Below are 14,888 nucleotides of genomic sequence, written 5' to 3'. Positions count from 1 at the left end.
CGGTCCGCAGATGCCGGACCCAGCACGCCCGGAGATGACCAAGGGGCCGCGGCGGCACCAGGCTGGCCGGACCGCACACGCGAGAAGGGGTGGACGTGGACGCGCGCGAGGAGCAGCAGGTCCGGTGGCGGCGCAGGCCCGGCTGGTCCCGGCCGGACTTCTGGCGGGCGCCGATCGGGCCGATCTACGTGGCGACCCTGGTGCTGTCGGTCGGCAAGGGCGCGTGGTACGCGTGCTGGGCGATGTTCTACCTGCGTTCGATCGGCCTTTCACCGGCGCAGTTCGGGTTCGGCATCACCGCCGCGGGCGTCGTGGGCATGGTGGCCGGGATGCCGTTCGGTTACCTCGCCGACCGGGTCGGCCCGCGCGAGGTGCTGTTCGGCCTCACCCTGGTGCGCGGCCTGGCGATCCTCTCGCTGGCCCTGGTCGACGGGTTCTGGGCGGTCATGCTCGTGACGTGCGTGGTGGTGATGGTCGAGCGCGCGGCGCCGGGCATCCGCATCGCCGTCATCTCGGGGCTGACGTCCGGGCCGGACCGGCTGAAGGCGCTGTCGAACACCCACGTCATGAAGGAATCGGGCGCGGTGGTGGGTTCCCTGATCGGCGGGGTGATCCTCTTCTTCGACACCCAGCCGGCCTACCTGGTGATGGTGCTGCTGTGCGGCGGGACGAACCTGGCGTTCGCACTGCTGCTGTTGCGGGTCCCGCACGTGGAGTCGCTGCGGGAGCGCCGGGTCACGCGCAAGGTGCTGGTGCTGCGCGACCGGCCGTTCCTGGTGCTGACCGCGCTGAGCGGGGTGCTGGCGCTGAACTGGGGTGTCTACGACTCGGGGTTGCCGATCTGGCTCACCACGCACACGCACGCGCCGCCGTGGACGATGGGCGCGCTGATGGTGTTCAACGGCATCGTGATCGTGCTGCTGCTCAACCGGTTCACCCAGGCCGCGGCGACCGTGCCGAGCGCGAGCCGGCTGGCGGTGGTGTCCGGGGTGGTGCTCGCCCTGTCCTGCGCGGTCTACGCGACGACCGACGGCGGGACCGGGGTCGTGGTGATCGCGCTGCTGTTCGCGGGGGCCGCGGTGCACACGGTGGGCGAGTTGTTCGTCCTCGGCAGTGGGTACGGCCTGTCGGTGGGGATGACGAAGGAAGACGCGCACGGGGAGTACCAGGGCATGTACGGCCTGGGCGAGGGGACTGCCATGATGCTCGCGCCCGGCCTGCTGACCGCGTTGCTCAGCGGCTGGGGCGTGGCCGGGTGGCTCTTGCTCGGCGCGCTGTTCCTCGTCGCCGGCGCCGGCCTGCTGTTCACCGGCCGCTGGTCGGTGCGCGAGCAGCAGCGCGGGGCGGAACCGGCCGGCCCGCCGGCCGACGTGAAAGCCGCCGCGTGACGGCGAACGGAAGGGACCTCGTGGACCGCACTGCCGAACTGACCGCTGTCGCGAAGAAAGTGGTCGACACCAACCTGTACATGACGCTGGGGACGGCGGACGAGTCGGGCACGCCGTGGGTGTCGCCGGTGTACTTCGTCGCCGCGGACACCTACCGCGAGTTCTACTGGGCGTCGAAGACGGACACGGCGCACTCGCGGAACCTGGCGGTGCGCGCGGGGATGAGCATCGTGATCTTCGATTCCCAGGTGCCGGTGTACCAGGGCCGCGCGGTGTTCCTGAAGGCCGTCGGCGAGGAACTCGCGGGCGAGGACCTGGCGGCCGGTATCGAGGTGTACAACGGCCCGTCGGCTTCCCGCGGGGTGCCCCCGCTGGACCGCGAAGACGTCGAAGGCGCGGCGGTGTACCGCCTGTACCGCGCCACGGTTTCCGAGCACTTCACCCTCGACCCCGCGGGTCACGACCTGCGGGTACCGGTCACCTTCTGACCGGTCACACGGAAGGACAGGCGTGCACACGGTCCTGCTGATGTCCGACGCCAGGTACTTCCGCGTCGACTACGTGATCAACCCGTACATGGACACGGCGGTCCAGCCGGACCCGGCCGCGGCGTCGGCCGAGCACGACGCCCTGGTGGCGGCCCACCTCGCGGCGGGCCGCAAGGTCGAGCTCCTGCCTTCGGCCCCGGAGTGCCCGGACATGGTGTACACGGCCAACGCGGCGGTGGTCCGCGGCCGCCGCGCGGTGCTGGCGAACCTGCCCCCGGAGCGTCGGGCCGAGACGCCGTACCACCGCGAGTGGTTCTCCGACCACGGCTTCGAGGTGATCCAGAGCGACTACGCCTTCAGCGGCCAGGGCGACGCCTTGGCGTGCGGCGACCTCCTCCTGGCGGGCTACGGCCAGCGGACGGACCCCCGCGCGCACGACCTGGTGGCGGAGTTCCTCGGGTACGAGATCGTGCCGCTGCGCACGACGGGCCCCCGCTGGTACGACCTGGACCTGGTGGTGGCGGTGATCAACCGGGACCTGCTGGCGTACTGCCCGGCGGCGTTGGACGAGCCGAGCCTCGCCCGCCTGCGCGGGTCGGGCCGCGAGCTGATCGAGGTGGGCGAGCCGGAGGCGGGGCAGTTCGCGCTCAACCTGGTCAGCGACGGAACAACGGTGACGATGACGGCGGGCGCACCGAAGCTGGCGGCGGAGCTGCGTGAGCGGGGGCTGACGGTGGTGGAGCTGGCCACCACGCAGCTGCGCAAGGGCGGCGGGGGAGTCCGCTGCACGGCGTTGACGCTCGACAACCCGTGACTGTCGACGGATTGTCGACCGATCATGGGAACGTCCGACGCGGGGGACCGGCCAGTCCCCGCGACGGACGGGAGGCCCTGTGCGTGTCAGACTGCTCGGCCCGGTCGACGTCGTCGCCGGCGGCGTGCCGGTGCCGATTCCGGGTCCACGGCGGAAAGCGGTGCTCGCGGTCCTCGCCCTGCACGGCGAAGGGATCGTCGGCACCGGCCGGCTCATCGAAGCGGCGTGGGGCGACGAAGCGCGCAGGGTGTCCCTGAACACCTTGCAGAGCCACGTGTCCGCCCTACGGCGCCTGCTCGGCGACCGGACCGCGATCCTCGCCCGGCCACCCGGCTACCTGCTCACCGCCGGCCCCACGGACGTGGCCGAGGCGCGGCGCCTGGTCGAGCGCGGCGAACGCGCCGACGACCCGGCGCAGAGCGCTGCGACCCTGCGGGCCGCGCTGGCCCTGTGGCGGGACCGCTCGCTGGTCGACGTCGGAGGGGTGGCCTGGCTCGACGAGCAGGCCGCCGGGCTGGAGCGGTTGCGCACCCGGGCCGAGCTGGCGCTGATCCGCGCCCGGCTGGCCCTCGGTGAGCACGCCCAGCTCGAACCGGACCTGGACCGGCTGGCCCGCGCGCGCCCGTTCGACGAGCAGGTGCACGCGCAGCTGATGTTCGCGCTGTACCGCACCGGCCGGCAGGCCGACGCGCTGTCGGTGTACCGCAGGCTGCGCACGGCGCTGGCCGACCACTTGGGCATCGATCCCCACCAGCGGCTGCGGGAGCTGGAGACCGCGATCCTCCGGCAGGACCCGGCCCTCGAGGTGCCCTCGCTCGCCGTCCGGCTGCTGGCGGGCTGACCACCGGTTTTCAGCGCCGCATCAGGGGCGTTTCAGCGCCGGTTGCCAGAGTCGGCGCGGGCCCGGCTGCCGATGCCGGCGCCGATCTTCGCAGACAGGGACTCGCATGAAACTTCGACGGCTCCTGCCGCTGACCGCCCTCGTGGCGGCGGCGGTCGTGTCCAGCGCCGGGGCCGCGGCGCCCGCCGGTGCCGCGAGCGCACCCATCGGGTACGCCGGCGGCCCGGCCCAGCACACCGGTGCCTCGCCCGCGGTCGCCGGTCCGCTGGTCAACGCGACCTCGCGGAACTGGGCGGGCTACGCCATCACCTCGTTGTCCTCACCCGCGGCCACGTTCACCCACGTGCATGGTTCGTGGACGCAGCGGCCGGTCACCTGCCCGGCGTCGGACGCCTGGGCGGTGTTCTGGGTCGGGTTCGACGGGTGGACCAACGGCACGGTCGAGCAGGGTGGCAGCTCGGCCCGGTGCGTCAACGGCACCCCGGTGTACCAGCTGTGGTGGGAAATGTTCCCGACCAACGCGATCCAGCCGGTCCTGACCATCAACGCCGGCGACGCCGTGAGCGCGGACGTCACGTACAACGCGGCCACCGCGCAGTACACGATCACCGTCGCCGACGCCACCCAGCACACGAGTTTCACCACCACCCAGACGTGCGCGGCCACCCTCGTCTGCTCACGCAGCAGCGCCGAGTGGGTCGTCGAGGACGTGGGCCGGTTCGGGACCGGCGACTTCTTCCCGCTGGCCGACTACGGCCGGGCCCTGATGAACAACGCGGTCGCCTCCGACGACGCGGGCCACGGCGGATCGATGACCTCCAGCTCGACCTGGCAACGGACCAGGATCCAGGAGCAGGACACGACCACCACGTACGCCACCACCGGCGCCACCAGCACGAACGGCCAGAACTTCGCGGTCACCTGGGCGCACCGGTGAGCCGGGCGAGGAGGGTGCTGGCCGCGGTCGCGGCGGCCGTGCTCGCGGCGGGGACGCCGGCGGCGGCCGCGAACCCGATCACGATCTCCAACGGCCTGTTCAACAACAGCGCGGCGCTCGCCTGGTCCTCGGCACCGACCACGACGATGGGCGACCGGACCGTCACCAGGACCGCCGCGGGGCTGGCCGCCGCCGGCCCGACGGGAACGGTGTTCCACCAGACGCTCGGCGTGTCGAGGTATATGTTCATCGGCACCCACAACCACGTCCTGTTCCTGGAAACCCCGAACGGCGGCGGCAACCGTTCGGTGTCCCTGGTGGACTTCACGACCACCCCGCCCACCGAGCGGCCGATCCTCACGGTCCTGGCCGGTTCGGCGGCGGTGAGCTCACCGGGCGTCCAGTTCAGCGTGGGAACGGGCGACGCGTTCTTCGTGTTCGCACCCACCGGCACGACGGTCGCGGGGCTGGGCATCTACCGCAGCGACAACGGCACGAGCCTCTGCCCGGGACCGCCACCCCTGGTCCCGACCGGCCAGCTGTTCGGCGAGGCCACGACGACCCAGCTGCGGATCAAGATGGGCGGCACGGTCCTGGCGGCGTGCACCCGCCCACCGGGCACCAGCGGCTGACCTCCGAACGAGGCAACCACCACGTGGTCAGGGCGCCGTGGCCCTCACCCGATGGCGTCGTCCGGTGGCGACGGGCGCGAGCCGCACAGTATTTTCTGCTCGCGCGCGGCGAGGTACCCGCGGCTACCCTCCATTCCCTCGTTTTCAGGAGTCTCCCGGTATGTTGCGGAAAATCGGTTTGGTCACGGCTGCCCTGGCGGCCGGCGCGTTCTCGGCGGGTGGTGTCGCCGCCGCGGACAGCTACCCCACCGACGACAGCGTCGGCCTGCTGAACCTGGGCGGCACCGAGGCATTGCACAACGTCGACGGCGCGGTTGGCTTCTGCGACAACACCTTCAACATCCTCATCGTCCAGGTCCCCCTGCACGACGTCGCCAACACGGGCGAGTCCCCCCGCGACTGCGCAGCCGACACCCACGCTGATGGCGGCTTGGGTCGCTGACGAAAGGAAACAGCCGAGGGGGTGCCGTGGAACGGCACCCCCTCGGCTGTTTCCTGCCGAGGCGTCAGCGGGGCTGGTTGTTCCACCAGGTCCGCCCGGCCTCCGGCAGCGTCGAAATCGGGTCGTAGTACGGATACCGGCGCTGCAACGCCTCCGGGTCCTCCAGCTCGATCCCCGTCCGGTAGTTCTTCGTCCAGTACGAGATCCCCAGCTCCCGGTCGTACTCCGCCAGCTGGTGCACCCACCGCTTCCCGACATACGGCACGTCGCACACGATGCGCGGGGTCGCGTAGCCCGGCAGGTACCCCATGATCGCGTGCTGCAGCTCCTGGGCCTCCCACACCGAAACCCGCCAGTGCTCCGCGTTCGGGATCATGTCGCACATGTAGAAGTAGTACGGCAGGATGTTCGCTTCCCCTTGCAGGGCAAAGCAAAGGTCCAGCAGCGCCGCCGGGGTGGCGTTGACGCCCCGCATCAGGACGCCCTGGTTGCGCACGTCGCGGACGCCCACGTTCAACGCCGTCTGCGCCGCCTCCGCCACCAACGGCGTCACCGACTGGGCGTGGTTGACGTGCGTGTGGATCGCCAGGTTGACGCCGCGGCGCTGGGCCGTGACCGCGACGCGCTCGAGGCCCTCGACGACCTTCGGCTGGAGCCAGTGCTGCGGCAGCGCCGCCAGGGCCTTCGTCGCCAGGCGGATGTCGCGGACCGTGTCGATGTCCATCAGGCGCATCAGGAACGACTCCAGCTGCGGCCACGGGACGTTGGCCACGTCGCCGCCCGAGACCACCACGTCGCGGACGCCCGGGGTTTTCTTCAGGTACGCGATCATCGCGTCCTGGCGGTCGACCGGCTTGAGGGTCAGCTTGTGCTTTTCGACCGTCTCCGTGGAGTTGCCGACCAGGTCCATGCGGGTGCAGTGGCCGCAGTACTGGGGACAGGTCGAGATCATCTCGGCCAGCACCTTGGTCGGGTAGCGGTGGGTCAGGCCCTCCACCACCCACATCTCCGCCTCGTGCAGCGAGTCGCGCTCGGAGTGCGGGTGGCTCGGCCACTGAGCGTCGCGGTCGCTCTTCACCGGGAGCATGTAGCGGCGGATCGGGTCGGCGTAGAACGCCTCGGTGACCTTGGCCGGGTCGGTGCCGGCCGTCGGGGCCATCGTGTTGAGCATCTGCGGGGGCAGCAGCATCGACATCGTCGCCAGCTCGCGCTGGTCGGCGAGCAGGTCGTCGTAGAAGCGTTCCTCCAGCAGGTCGCCCATCAGGGCGCGCAGCTGCTTGGCGTTGCGGACGCAGTGCACCCGCTGCCACTGCGCGTCACGCCACTCGGCTTCGGTCACGTCGTGCCAGCCAGGAAAGCGGCGCCAGTCGGGTTCCACCAGCTCGGCGCGGGCGTACTCGTAGGGCTGGTCGAAGGCGGCGGCAGGCGTCACAGGTTCCTGGATCGCAGTCACTTGTACTCCTAGTCGTCGGGAACGCGTTAAAATATCCTGTCATAACGTTCGCACGGAGTAAATCTTCCTGCCTGCCGGGTCGTCGTCCCCCACGTGGAGCAAGGGGGCAGACTCAGGGGTGTGACGGACGAACACACGACGCTCCTGCTCGGCGGGCGCATCTACACCCCCGCCGGCCCCGACGCGACGGCGATGGCGGTCACCGGCGGCACCGTGGTCTGGGTCGGCCAGGACGCCCCGGCCCGCGCCCTGCACCCCGGCGCCGAAGAAATCGACCTCCAAGGCGCCTTCGTCGCCCCGGCGTTCGTCGACGCGCACGTCCACGCCACCGCCACCGGACTGCACCTGACCGGCCTCGACCTCACCGGCGTCCGCAGCGGCGCCGACCTGCTCGCCCGCGTGCGCGACGCCGCCACCGGCGGACAGGTCCTGCACGCCCACGGCTGGGACGAGACCACCTGGACCGACCCCCGCCTGCCCAGCCGCGCCGAACTCGACGACGCCGCCGGCGGCGCGCCCGTCTACCTCAGCCGCGTCGACGTCCACTCCGCGCTCGTCTCCACCGCCCTGGTCGAGCTCGCCCCGGCCGCCCGCGCCGCCGACGGCTGGTCGCCCGACGGCCCCCTCACCCGCGCCGCCCACCACGCCGTCCGCGCCGCCGTGCGTGCCGCCATCACCCCCGAGCAGCGCGAACGCGCCCAGCGCGCGTTCCTCGCCGAGGCCGCGAAGCAGGGCATCGTCAGCGTCCACGAATGCGCCGGCCCCGACATCTCCGGCCGCGACGACCTCACCGCCCTCCTCGCCCTCGCCGGCCCGGACACGCCCGAGGTCGTCGGCTACTGGGGTGAGCTCGGCGCCGTCGAGACCGCCCGCGGGCTCGGCGCCCGCGGCCTGGCCGGCGACCTGTTCGTCGACGGCGCCCTCGGCTCCCACACCGCCGCGCTGACCGGGCCCTACGCCGACCACCCCGGCGAGGGGACGCTCTACCTCGACGCCCACCGCATCGCCGGGCACCTCGCCACCTGCACCGAGGCCGGGCTGCAGGCCGGCTTCCACGTCATCGGCGACGCCGCCGTCGCCGAAGTCGTCGAAGGTTTCCGGCTGGCCGAGAAGGAAGTCGGGCAACGCGCCCTGGCCGCCCGCCACCACCGCCTGGAACACCTCGAAATGGTCACCGCCGAGCAGGCCAAGCAGCTGGCCGGCTGGGGCGTTGTCGCTTCGGCGCAGCCGCTGTTCGACGCGCTCTGGGGCGGTCCCGAAGGCATGTACGCCGAGCGCCTGGGCGCGGACCGCGCCGCCGGGCTCAACCCGTTCTCGGCCCTGGCCGCCGAAGGCGTCCTGCTCGCCTTCGGCTCCGACGCGCCCGTCACGCCGCTGGACCCGTGGGCGAGCGTCCGTGCGGCGGCCTACCACCGCACCCCGGGCGCGGGCCTGTCCCCGCGGGCGGCGTTCACCGCCCACACCCGCGCCGGGCACCGCGCCGCCGGCGTCAACGACGGCGTCACCGGCAGCCTCGTCCCGGGCGCGCCCGCGCACTACGCGATCTGGGACGCCACCGACCTCGTCGTGGCCACGCCGGACAGCCGCGTGCAGCGCTGGTCCACCGATCCGCGTGCCGGGGTGCCACCGCTGCCCAGGCTCGAACCGGACGCCGCGCTCCCGGAGTGCCTGCGCACGGTCCGCGCGGGTGCGGTCCTCCACGACGCCATCACCTAGAGTTCTCGGTTGTGGCAGTCACCGTGGCGGACCCCGAACCGGGCGCCCAGCAGCAGCCCGCCCGCACGCGGCGGTTCCCCCGCGCCTGGCTGCTGCGCACGATCGCGGCGCTCGGGTCCGGTTTCGCCTTTTACCTGAGCTTCGCGCCGCGCCCGTTGTGGTGGCTCGCGCCGCTGGCCTTCGCCGCGTTCGCGCTCGTGCTGCGCGGCCGCGGGTTCCGGGGCGGCTTCGGGTACGGCTTCGCGTTCGGGTTCGCGTTCTTCCTCCCGCTGCTGACCTGGCTGCTGGACTTCCTGGGCCCGGACTTCGGGCCGTGGCCGTGGCTGGGCCTGTCCTTCGCACTGGCCCTCTACCACGGCCTGGCGGGCGGCCTGATCACGCTGGTGTCCCGGCTGCCCGCCGCGCCGCTGTGGGGCGCGCTGGTGTTCATCGCGCTGGAGACCCCGCGCGCCTGGTTCCCCTTCGGCGGGTTCCCGTGGGGCCGGGTCGCGTTCAGCCAGCCCGAAGGCGCGTTCCTGCCGCTCGCCTCGATCGGCGGCGCCCCGCTGGTCGGCCTGGCCGTCGTCCTCACCGGCTTCGGCCTGGCCGCCCTCGCCGTCCGGCTGTGGGAGGTGCGCAAGGTCACGCGGCCGGCGGTCTTCGCCGCCGTCGGCACGCTGCTGCCGGTCGTCGCCGGCCTCGCGCTGTGGCCGGCGATCGGGACCGACGCGCAGGACGGCGAACGCACGGTCGCGACCATCCAGGGCAACGCCCCCGATATCGGGCTCGCCTTGCAGGGGGAGCGGACGCTGCTGCGCCGCAACACCCTCGCCGAGAGCGAGCGGCTGCTGGCCGCGGTGCAGGCCGGGAAGGTGCCGAAGCCGGATCTGCTGGTCTGGCCGGAGAGCGCCACCACCGTCACCGGCCCGGACCCGCAGGTCGACCGGCTCGTCGCCAACTTCGGCGTCCCGGCCCTGATCGGCGCGATCTACGCGCTGCCGGACGGGCACCTGCAGAACTCCGTCATCGCCTGGGACCCGCGCACCGGGCCCGGGCCGCGCTACGCCAAGCAGCAGCTGGTGCCCTTCGGCGAGTACGTCCCGGCCCGCAAGGTCGCCGAGCTCGTCACCCCGTTCCTCGACACCGAGACCGTCGACATGGTCCCCGGCGACGGCGCGAACCAGACCGTGGCCGCCGCGGGCACCAAGGTCGGGGTGTTCATCTGCTACGAGGCCGCGTTCGACTACCCGGCCCGCGACGCCGTGCGCGACGGCGCCGAGCTGCTCGTCGTGCCGACGAACAACGCCTGGTACGGCGAGAGCGAGATGAGCTTCCAGCAGCTGGCGATGTCGCGGCTGCGGGCGGTCGAGCACGGCCGCGCGGTCGTGGTGTCCGCGGTCTCCGGAGTCAGCGCGATCGTCGCCCCCGACGGGACGGTGACCAGCTCAACGGGCCTTTTCACGGCGGATTCCCTGGTCGGGCGCGTCCAGCTGCGGACGCAGACTACGCTGTCGGATCAACTAGGTGCGTGGACGGAGTACGGGCTGCTGGCTCTGGCGATCGCCGGGGTGGCCGGTGGGCTCGTACTCCGTTTTCGCACCCGGCGCGGCAGCGCCGGCACGGCAGGGGAAGCGGCGGACTGACCGCCGCGGATATCGGAGGAGCACGGATGTCGCAGGCGCCGCGGGGGGCCCGGGAAATCGAGCCGGTGCTGGTGGTGATCCCGACCTACAACGAGCGGGAGAACCTCGGCCCGATCCTGGACCGCCTGCACAAGGCACTCCCGGACGTGCACGTGCTCGTGGTGGACGACGGCAGCCCCGACGGCACCGGCGAGCTCGCCGACGAGCGCGCGGCGGCCGACGACCACATCCACGTGCTGCACCGCACCGAGAAGGCCGGCCTCGGCGCCGCCTACATCGCCGGGTTCCGCTGGGGCCTGGCGCGCGAGTACCACACGATCGTCGAGATGGACGCCGACGGCTCGCACGCGCCGGAGGACCTGCCGCGGCTGCTGGACGCGGTCGGCGACGCCGACCTGGCCATCGGCTCGCGGTACGTGCCGGGCGGCAGCGTCGTGAACTGGCCGCTCAAGCGCCAGGTCCTCTCCCGCGGCGCCAACATCTACTCCCAGGTCGCCCTCGGCATGCGCACCCGCGACATCACCGCCGGGTTCCGCGCCTACCGGCGTCCGGTGCTGGAGAAGCTGGCGCTGGACGAGGTCAACTCGCACGGCTACTGCTTCCAGATCGACCTGACGATCCGCACGGCCGAGGCCGGGTTCGAGATCGTCGAGGTGCCGATCACCTTCACCGAGCGCGAGATCGGCGAGTCGAAGATGGACGGCTCGATCATCGGAGAGGCGTTCCTGCGGGTGGCCAAGTGGGGCGCCGAGCGGCGCTGGCACCAGCTGCGCAAGCTCATCAAGCGCTGAACGCGGCTCACGCCGTTTTCTCCCGTTCTCGGCCATCATGAGGCCGATGACGACCATCGTGGCCTTCCACGCCCACGCCGACGACCCCGTGCTGCTCAGCGGCGGCACCCTGGCCCGCGCCGCGGCCGACGGGCACCGGGTGGTGGTCGTGGTGGCCACCGACGGCATGGCCGCCGAACACCCGACGCCGCGCTGGGCCGAGCTGGAGGCCGCCGCGGCCATCCTCGGCGTCCGGCGGGTGGTGCACCTGGGCTACGCCGACAGCGGTCACGGGCCGGTGCTGTACGCCGACCCGCCCGGCCGGCAGCGGTTCGCCCGCGCGGACACCGAGGAAGCCGCGCACCGGCTCGCGGCGCTGCTGCACGAGGAGCGCGCCGACCTGCTGCTGGGCTACGACGGCAGCGGCGGCTACGGGCACCGCGACCACGTGAAGGTGCACGAAGTGGCCCGCCGGGCGGCCCGGCTGACCGGCACGCGGCTGCTGGAGGCCACCTTGCCCCGCGACTTCGCGCTGCGGTTCGTGCGGGTGGTCCGGGCGCTGCGGATCCCGTTCGACTACGACGTCGAGGCGCTCGAGCACGCCTACAGCCCGGCCTCGGCCGTCACCCACCGGTTCGACGTGCGGCGGTTCGCCGGGCGCAAGCAGGCGGCGCTGGCCGCGCACGTGTCCGACGTGCGCGGGGCCGGGCGGCTGTCGGCGGTGCTGCGGCTGCTGGTGTGGCTGCCGGCGCCGCTGTTCGGGCTGGTGGCGGGCCGCGAGTGGTACGTCGACGTCACGCCCGCAGGATCGGCACGCCCCGCTCTGCAAGTTCCTGCACGTTCTGGTCGTCGGCGTCGGTGATGACGCCGGCGACGTCGGCGAAGGGCAGCACGGTGAAGCGGGAGGCCGTGCCGAGCTTCTCGGCGCTGGCCAGCACGTAGGTGTCGGCCGCGCGCCGGGCGAGGGCGCGTTTCATCGCGGCTTCGTCGGCGTCGCCGGTGGTGAGCCCGGCCTCGGGGTGGACGCCGGTGACGCCGAGCAGGAAGACGTCGGCGCTGATCGCCTGGGCGGCCTCGGCGGCGGCCGCGCCGCAGGTGACCGCGGAGTGCCGGAACAGCCGGCCGCCGAGCAGGAACACTTCGACGCCGTGGTGGCCGAGGAGGGCGACGGCGACGGTCGGGCTGTGGGTGACGACGGTGGCCTCGAGGTCTTCCGGGAGGGCGTTCGCGACGGCGAGGGTGGTCGTGCCGCCGTCGAGGATGACTGTGGAGCCGGGCCGGACCAGCCCGGCGGCGACCGCGGCGACCCGGTCCTTGCCGTCCTGGGCGATGGCGGTGCGGGTCGCGTAGTCGGCGACGGCGGGGGAGACGGGCAGCGCGCCGCCGTAGACGCGCTGGCAGAGCCCGGCGGCGGCGAGGTCGCGCAGGTCACGCCGGATGCTGTCTTCGGACACCCCCAGCTCGGCCGCGACGTCCTTGGCCAGCACCTTTCCGTCGGCGGCGAGCCGGGCGAGCAGCAGTTCACGGCGTTCCCCGACCAACATGCACGGTCCTCCTTGTTTCTTCCGAGTCGTGCACATTATGGTCGGGGTATGACCTCTTCGACAAGCCTGTCCCGCAACCCGCGGGTCCGGGTCACCGACGTGGAGCTGCTGTCGTCGGCCTGGTACGTGCTGCGCCGCACGACGTTCGACTACCGGCACGCCGACGGCCGCTGGACCACCGAGCAGCGCGAAACCTACGACCGCGGCAACGGCGCGACCGTGCTGCTCTACGACGTCGCGGGCGGGACGGTCCTGCTGACCCGCCAGTTCCGCTACCCGGTCTACGTCAACGACCACCCGGACGGCATGTTCATCGAGACCGCCGCCGGCCTGCTGGACGCCGACGACCCGGAAACGGCGATCCGCCGCGAGGCGGAGGAGGAGACGGGGGTGCGGATCGGCTCCCTGGAGCACGTGTTCGACGTGTACACGAGCCCGGGCTCGGTCACCGAGCGCCTGCACTGCTACGCGGCACCCTACGACCCGGCCGACCGCGGCACCGGCGGCGGCCTCGCGGAGGAGGGGGAGGACATCGAGGTCCTGGAGCTCCCGTTCGCCAAGGCCCTGGAGATGGCCGGGACGGGCGAGATCGCGGACGCCAAGACGATCATGCTCCTCCAGTGGGCCGCCCTCCACGGCCCCTTCCGCCCAACGGCGGGATAGCACGGCCCCAAGCGCCCCAATGTGGCGTTGGGTGCGTGGGACGCACCGAACGCCACTTTGGGTGCGTGGGACGCACCGAACGCCACTTTGGGTGCGTGGGACGCACCGAACGCCACATTGGGGCGCATCCGCGGGCGGGGTGGGGGTAGCGAAAGGCCCCCGCGGGGGGAGGTCGCGGGGGCCTTTCCGTTGTGGTGGGAGCTTGGCTACTGGGCCGAGTTCCGCAGGGTCACGCCGACCGGGAGGTCCGGCGGCCCTTCAGCTCGGCGAGACGTTCGTTGAGCAGGTCCTCGAGCTCGGGGATCGTGCGCCGCTCGAGCAGCATGTCCCAGTGGGTGCGCGGCGGCTTGACCTTCTTCTGCTCGGGCTGCCCGCCATCGACGATCTCCGATTCGCTGCCGTGCAGTCGGCATTCCCAGACCGTCGGGATCTCGGCGTCGTCGGAGAACGGCACCTCGAACTCGTGGTTCTTCGGGCAGGCGTAGCGCACGGTACGGCGTGGGGCGAGGTCGTGGTTGCGGTCGGTCTCGTAGCTGACCGCTCCCAGCCGGCTTCCACGAAGAACACGGTCGGCCATGATGGGTCCTTTCAGTCAGCTCCGGGGTGGAGCCAGGGTGATGCTCACCCTATGCAACGACTCAGGCCCCGGGAGGATTCCCGAAGCACCATGTCCTTGCTCACGATGAGCTGCGTCACCCGCCGGGATCAGCTTCCTCTAGTAGGAGGCGTTTCGCGCTCCGGCGTGACGTCAATACGGCCTTCTTAGTGCTGATATCCCCCGGATGGGCTACCCGCGTCTCGCTCAGGTCAACCGTAACTGACCGTGATGAGCGGTAACCGCACCCAGGTCACCCGATCGAAAGTGGCGCCGACACAATACCTGATAACGCACCGTAGCGAATTCGGCCTCGAAACGTGCTGAAGCTGAAGTTTCAACTACGGATTGTTCGGTATCTGCCACCACGACGGTATCGCCTTCCCTCACCACCTCGCCGTCGACCACCCGCGCGTTGAACCGTCCGGGCAGCCCGCACCAGCACAACACCTCCACCTGAACCGGCTGCAGCTCGTCCGCCAGTTCGAACAGACGAGCGGCCCCCGGGAACAACCGGCTCCGGAAGTCCGTCGCGATCCCGAAGCAGTACACGTCGATCTCCACCTCGTCGGCCAGCTCCGCCAGCTGGTCGACCTGACCGGGGGAGAGGAACTGCGCCTCGTCCACCACCACGTAGTCCACGTGCCGGCCCTGGGCCCACTCCCGCCGGACCAGATCGCGCACGTCGGTGTCATCAACGACCTCCACCGCCTGCCGGGACAGCCCGATCCGGCTGGAGATCTGCGGCGCACCCGACCGGTCGTGGCGCACCAGCACCAGGCCCCGGCGGCCCTGCCGCGCGTGGTTGTGGTCGATCTGCAGCGCCAGGGTCGACTTCCCGCAGTCCATCGGCCCGTAGCAGAACTTCAGCCTGCCCACCGGGGGCGTCCCGCGGCGCGAACCGGCCGCGGGGACCGACGACAGCGCGTCCGTGGGATCGGGGCCGGCAGGGGGGTCGTTGAGCAAGGTCACGACGCCCGACC

General features: G+C 72.0%; 16 protein-coding genes. 12 read left to right on the top strand and 4 right to left on the bottom strand.

Annotation, left to right across the window (positions count from 1 at the left end; genetic code table 11):
- Positions 1–95: 95 nt before the first annotated feature.
- The 7 genes from C2L59_RS29280 (at position 96) to C2L59_RS29250 (ending at position 5,542) form a co-directional block, all read left to right on the top strand.
- Positions 96–1,388: an MFS transporter gene (locus C2L59_RS29280; protein WP_146060453.1), complete on the top strand. Its 1,293-nt coding sequence runs from the start codon at positions 96–98 to the stop codon at positions 1,386–1,388.
- A 20-nt stretch (positions 1,389–1,408) separates the two neighbouring features.
- Positions 1,409–1,876 (top strand): pyridoxamine 5'-phosphate oxidase family protein, encoded by a 468-nt coding sequence (locus tag C2L59_RS29275; protein ID WP_103352751.1) that lies wholly within the window; start codon positions 1,409–1,411, stop codon positions 1,874–1,876.
- 40 nt (positions 1,877–1,916) lie between these two features.
- Positions 1,917–2,690 carry a dimethylarginine dimethylaminohydrolase family protein gene (locus C2L59_RS29270; protein ID WP_233223760.1) on the top strand — a complete coding sequence of 258 codons (774 nt, stop codon included), beginning with the start codon at positions 1,917–1,919 and terminating at the stop codon, positions 2,688–2,690.
- Positions 2,691–2,769: 79 nt separating this feature from the next.
- Positions 2,770–3,531, top strand: coding sequence for a BTAD domain-containing putative transcriptional regulator (locus tag C2L59_RS29265; protein ID WP_233223759.1), 762 nt, complete (start codon positions 2,770–2,772; stop codon positions 3,529–3,531).
- A gap of 106 nt (positions 3,532–3,637) precedes the next feature.
- Positions 3,638–4,468, top strand: coding sequence for a G1 family glutamic endopeptidase (locus tag C2L59_RS29260; protein WP_103352749.1), 831 nt, complete (start codon positions 3,638–3,640; stop codon positions 4,466–4,468).
- Positions 4,465–5,100: a hypothetical protein gene (locus C2L59_RS29255; protein WP_233223758.1), complete on the top strand. Its 636-nt coding sequence runs from the start codon at positions 4,465–4,467 to the stop codon at positions 5,098–5,100. Before C2L59_RS29260 ends, C2L59_RS29255 begins: the two co-directional genes overlap by 4 nt.
- A gap of 160 nt (positions 5,101–5,260) precedes the next feature.
- On the top strand, positions 5,261–5,542 hold the full coding sequence (locus tag C2L59_RS29250; protein ID WP_103352747.1) for a hypothetical protein: 282 nt from the start codon (positions 5,261–5,263) through the stop codon (positions 5,540–5,542).
- 64 nt (positions 5,543–5,606) lie between these two features.
- On the opposite strand, the gene C2L59_RS29245 is transcribed toward C2L59_RS29250, so the two are convergent.
- Complete coding sequence (locus C2L59_RS29245; RefSeq protein ID WP_199199308.1) at positions 5,607–6,995, bottom strand: KamA family radical SAM protein; 1,389 nt, start codon at positions 6,993–6,995, stop codon at positions 5,607–5,609.
- Between the two features lie 120 nt (positions 6,996–7,115).
- On the opposite strand from C2L59_RS29245, the gene C2L59_RS29240 reads away from it, so the two are divergent.
- The 4 genes from C2L59_RS29240 to C2L59_RS29225 are packed head-to-tail and all read left to right on the top strand — an operon-like array spanning position 7,116 to position 11,965.
- On the top strand, positions 7,116–8,711 hold the full coding sequence (locus C2L59_RS29240; protein ID WP_103352745.1) for an amidohydrolase: 1,596 nt from the start codon (positions 7,116–7,118) through the stop codon (positions 8,709–8,711).
- 11 nt (positions 8,712–8,722) lie between these two features.
- Positions 8,723–10,333 carry an apolipoprotein N-acyltransferase gene (lnt, locus tag C2L59_RS29235; protein ID WP_103352744.1) on the top strand — a complete coding sequence of 537 codons (1,611 nt, stop codon included), beginning with the start codon at positions 8,723–8,725 and terminating at the stop codon, positions 10,331–10,333.
- Positions 10,334–10,359: 26 nt separating this feature from the next.
- Entirely contained in the window at positions 10,360–11,124 is a 765-nt protein-coding gene (locus C2L59_RS29230; protein ID WP_103352743.1) for a polyprenol monophosphomannose synthase, read from the top strand.
- A 46-nt stretch (positions 11,125–11,170) separates the two neighbouring features.
- Entirely contained in the window at positions 11,171–11,965 is a 795-nt protein-coding gene (locus C2L59_RS29225; RefSeq protein WP_103352742.1) for a PIG-L deacetylase family protein, read from the top strand.
- On the opposite strand, the gene C2L59_RS29220 is transcribed toward C2L59_RS29225, so the two are convergent.
- Complete coding sequence (locus C2L59_RS29220; RefSeq protein ID WP_103352741.1) at positions 11,898–12,647, bottom strand: DeoR/GlpR family DNA-binding transcription regulator; 750 nt, start codon at positions 12,645–12,647, stop codon at positions 11,898–11,900. The genes C2L59_RS29225 and C2L59_RS29220 overlap by 68 nt on opposite strands.
- Positions 12,648–12,695: 48 nt before the next feature.
- Between C2L59_RS29220 and C2L59_RS29215 the strand changes: the two genes are divergently transcribed.
- Positions 12,696–13,310, top strand: coding sequence for an NUDIX domain-containing protein (locus C2L59_RS29215; RefSeq protein ID WP_199199307.1), 615 nt, complete (start codon positions 12,696–12,698; stop codon positions 13,308–13,310).
- Between the two features lie 229 nt (positions 13,311–13,539).
- Here the strand turns inward: C2L59_RS29215 and C2L59_RS29205 are convergent, their stop codons facing one another.
- Both C2L59_RS29205 and C2L59_RS29200 read right to left on the bottom strand, forming a co-directional pair.
- Positions 13,540–13,887 (bottom strand): RNA polymerase-binding protein RbpA, encoded by a 348-nt coding sequence (locus tag C2L59_RS29205; RefSeq protein WP_003081521.1) that lies wholly within the window; start codon positions 13,885–13,887, stop codon positions 13,540–13,542.
- A gap of 225 nt (positions 13,888–14,112) precedes the next feature.
- Positions 14,113–14,877: a thymidine kinase gene (locus tag C2L59_RS29200; RefSeq protein ID WP_199199306.1), complete on the bottom strand. Its 765-nt coding sequence runs from the start codon at positions 14,875–14,877 to the stop codon at positions 14,113–14,115.
- Positions 14,878–14,888: the final 11 nt, after the last annotated feature.

Source organism: Amycolatopsis sp. CA-128772 (assembly GCF_002904295.1).
Lineage (GTDB): Bacteria > Actinomycetota > Actinomycetes > Mycobacteriales > Pseudonocardiaceae > Amycolatopsis.
The sequence above is the reverse complement of the archived record's forward strand: the minus strand, read 5'-3'. Positions and strand labels throughout refer to the sequence as shown.

Coding starts and splice junctions, on each gene's coding strand:
- C2L59_RS29270 (WP_233223760.1), top strand. CDS start 1,917: ATGTCCGACGCCAGGTACTTCCGCGTCGACTACGTGATCAACCCGTAC.
- C2L59_RS29260 (WP_103352749.1), top strand. CDS start 3,638: ATGAAACTTCGACGGCTCCTGCCGCTGACCGCCCTCGTGGCGGCGGCG.
- C2L59_RS29250 (WP_103352747.1), top strand. CDS start 5,261: ATGTTGCGGAAAATCGGTTTGGTCACGGCTGCCCTGGCGGCCGGCGCG.
- C2L59_RS29230 (WP_103352743.1), top strand. CDS start 10,360: ATGTCGCAGGCGCCGCGGGGGGCCCGGGAAATCGAGCCGGTGCTGGTG.
- C2L59_RS29225 (WP_103352742.1), top strand. CDS start 11,171: ATGACGACCATCGTGGCCTTCCACGCCCACGCCGACGACCCCGTGCTG.
- C2L59_RS29220 (WP_103352741.1), bottom strand. CDS start 12,647: ATGTTGGTCGGGGAACGCCGTGAACTGCTGCTCGCCCGGCTCGCCGCC.
- C2L59_RS29215 (WP_199199307.1), top strand. CDS start 12,696: ATGACCTCTTCGACAAGCCTGTCCCGCAACCCGCGGGTCCGGGTCACC.
- C2L59_RS29205 (WP_003081521.1), bottom strand. CDS start 13,887: ATGGCCGACCGTGTTCTTCGTGGAAGCCGGCTGGGAGCGGTCAGCTAC.